At 57.2% G+C, this 2,949-nt stretch carries 1 protein-coding gene; it reads left to right on the plus strand.

Going from position 1 to position 2,949, the window contains the following annotated elements:
- The first annotated feature begins 55 nt into the window (after positions 1-55).
- Entirely contained in the window at positions 56-2,938 is a 2,883-nt protein-coding gene (locus Q0F21_RS06855) for a M16 family metallopeptidase (RefSeq protein ID WP_297238563.1), read from the plus strand.
- The last annotated feature ends 11 nt before the right edge of the window (positions 2,939-2,949 follow it).

Raw genomic sequence — 2,949 nt, forward strand, 5'->3', positions numbered from 1 at the left:
CCTAAATTTGCTCCAGAATAAAACTACAAAACTTATATACAAAATCAATCAACACATGAGTAACCACTTTCTTACCCTCCTCTCCGGAGTGATGAGTCTCGCCGCTGTGGCGATACTCCCCGGTAGAGCGCAGGATGCTTCGCAGCAGACACCTCCGCTGCCGATCGACAAGGATGTGCGGATGGGCAAGCTCGACAACGGGCTCACCTACATCATCCGTCATAACGAGAAGCCCAAGGATAGAGCCCACTTCTACATCTCTCAGCGTGTCGGTAGCGTCCTCGAGGAGGATACCCAGCGCGGTCTCGCTCACTTCCTTGAGCATATGGCATTCCAGGGGAGCAAGAACTTCCCCGGCAAGGGCATGATCGACTATCTGGAGAAGAATGGTGTAAAATTTGGCTCCAACCTCAATGCCTACACCGCCATCGACGAGACGGTCTACCAGATCATGAACGCCCCGACGACGAATCAGAACTTTGTCGACTCCTGTCTCTTGATCCTCCACGACTGGAGTGGCTACCTCGACCTCACCGATGAGGAGATCGACAACGAGCGCGGTGTGATCCAAGAGGAGTGGCGCACGAGAGACAACGGCTCTATGCGTGCCCTCGAGCAGCTCCTTGCCTCAGCCTTCCCCGAGGATCACCGCTACGGACACCGCCTGCCGATCGGCACGATGGACGTCGTGATGCACTTCCCCTACGATGCACTCCGCAGCTACTACCACAAGTGGTACCGTCCTGATCTCCAGGCGATCATCGTCGTCGGAGACATCGATGTGGACCACGTAGAGGCGCAGATCAAGAAGACCTTCTCCACCATCCCTATGCCGGAGAATCCCGCTGAGCGCGTCTACTTCGGCGTACCCGACCGTCCTGAGCCCAAGGCCGTGGTGATCACTAATCCTGAGGTGACAGGCACCCAGGTGAGCATTAATCAGACCTACGATGCGATGCCGAAGGAGCTCAAGGGTACCGCCGTTGGCTTCCTCAATGACTTCATCTCCAATGTCATCAGTCAGCTCTTCGCCAACCGCTTCGACGAGATCCTCGAGCAGCCCAATGCGCCCTTCCTACAGGCCTCTGTCGGCATCGGATCCTTCATCGTCTCACAGACGGAGGACGCCTTCCAGGCCGATGTGGTCGCCGAGGAGGGCAAGTACGCCCGTGCCCTTGAGGCGCTGACCGCCGAGCTGGCACGCGTCCGCAAGTACGGCTTCACCGAGGGTGAGTACAGCCGTGTGATCAAGAAAGTCCTCGCCGACTTCGACAACGGGGTCAAGGAGAAAAAGAATAGGACCAACGAGGACTACGCCATTGAGTACTCCGCATACTTCACCCGCGGCGGCTACATCCCCGGCATTGAGACCGAGGCTATGCTCGCTCAGCAGATGGCTCAGATGATCAACGTCCAGGCGATCAATCAGCAGCTGGCACAGATGATCCCCGAGCAGGCGGGTCAGAATTTCTTCATCTACATTATGGCTGTAGAGAAGGACGGTCTCACCTACCCGACCTCCGAGGAGCTGCTCGCAGAGTTTGATAAGGGGATGCAGCAGGAGGTGGAGCCCTACAAGGAGACCGTCTCCTCAGAGAGCCTGATGGAGCAGCTGCCCCAGCCCGGCTCTGTCGTAGCCACTAAGGCTGACCAAGCATTCAAGTCCACCAAGTGGGAGCTCTCCAATGGCATCAGCGTCTACCTCCTCCCGACCGACTATGCCGACAATGAGATCAACATCCGCGCCGTCAGCCCCGGCGGTATCGTCCGCGAGGACACGAGGGACATCAATGTCCGCGCCGCTAATGACTTTGCCGGCGTAGGTGGCTACGGTGGCCACACGCCCAATCAGATCGAGAAGATCCTCACCGGGCGAAAGGTCTCCGTCTCCGCAAATATCGGTCGCACCAGCGAGTCCATCTCCGGTTACGCTGCCAAGAGCGACGCTGAGCAGCTCTTCCAGGCGATCCACCTCATCACCACTGACCTCCGTAAGGATACTGCGCTCTTTAGCGCTGCCCGCGACCGTCAGGTAGCGATGCTGGAGGCGGCCAAGAGCAACCCCACACAGACCGTTCTCCGCGACTCTCTTCCCTCTATGATCTACGGTGGCAATCCTGAGGCACTTCCCCTCACGATCGACCAGATCAAGTCTCTCGACTACGACAAGATCCTGGAGACCTACAAGAGTCGCTTCTCTGATATGGGCGACTTCACCTTCTTCATCGTCGGTGACTTCGAGCTCGACTCCATCAAGCCTCTCGTAGAGCGCTACATCGCCACCCTGCCCAATACCGCCCGCGGTGAGACCTGGCAGCGTGAGCTCGCCCTCCCGATGGCTAAGCAGTCAAGCAACCACCACTTCACCTACGAGGTAAGCACGCCCTCTGTCTTTGTCATCGATATGCTGATCAAGGACAACCCCACCTACGATCTCAAGAACATCCTCATGGCCGAGATTCTCAGCTCGATCCTCGACCAGCAGTACCTCGTCTCCATCCGTGAGGAGGAGGGCGGCACCTACGGCGTCTCCGCCATAGGCTCAGAGGACGAGTTCCCCACCCCCACCTCTCAGATGATGATCGTCTTCCAGACCAATAAGGAGCAGGCCGAGCACCTCAATCAGAGGGTCAAGGACGAGATGAAGGAGATGGTCGAGAAGGGGATGAATAAGGAATTCTTCGAGAAGGCTGTCCTCAATATGAAGAAGCAATTTGACGAGAACCAACACAAGAACAACTACTGGATGAGCCAGCTGGAGATGCAGGTACTTCGTGATCGGAATACCGATGAGAAGTTCCTTGAGACGCTCAACAGCATCACCATTGAGGATGTCCGCCAGTACCTCAAGGGTCTCCTGACCGACAACACCTACCTCGAGATGATCGCCATCGGCGAGCCCGCAGCCAAGGAGGCTGCTGCTAAGCCCGCTGCCTGATCGCACGAGGA

Source organism: uncultured Porphyromonas sp. (assembly GCF_934359325.1).
Lineage (GTDB): Bacteria > Bacteroidota > Bacteroidia > Bacteroidales > Porphyromonadaceae > Porphyromonas_A.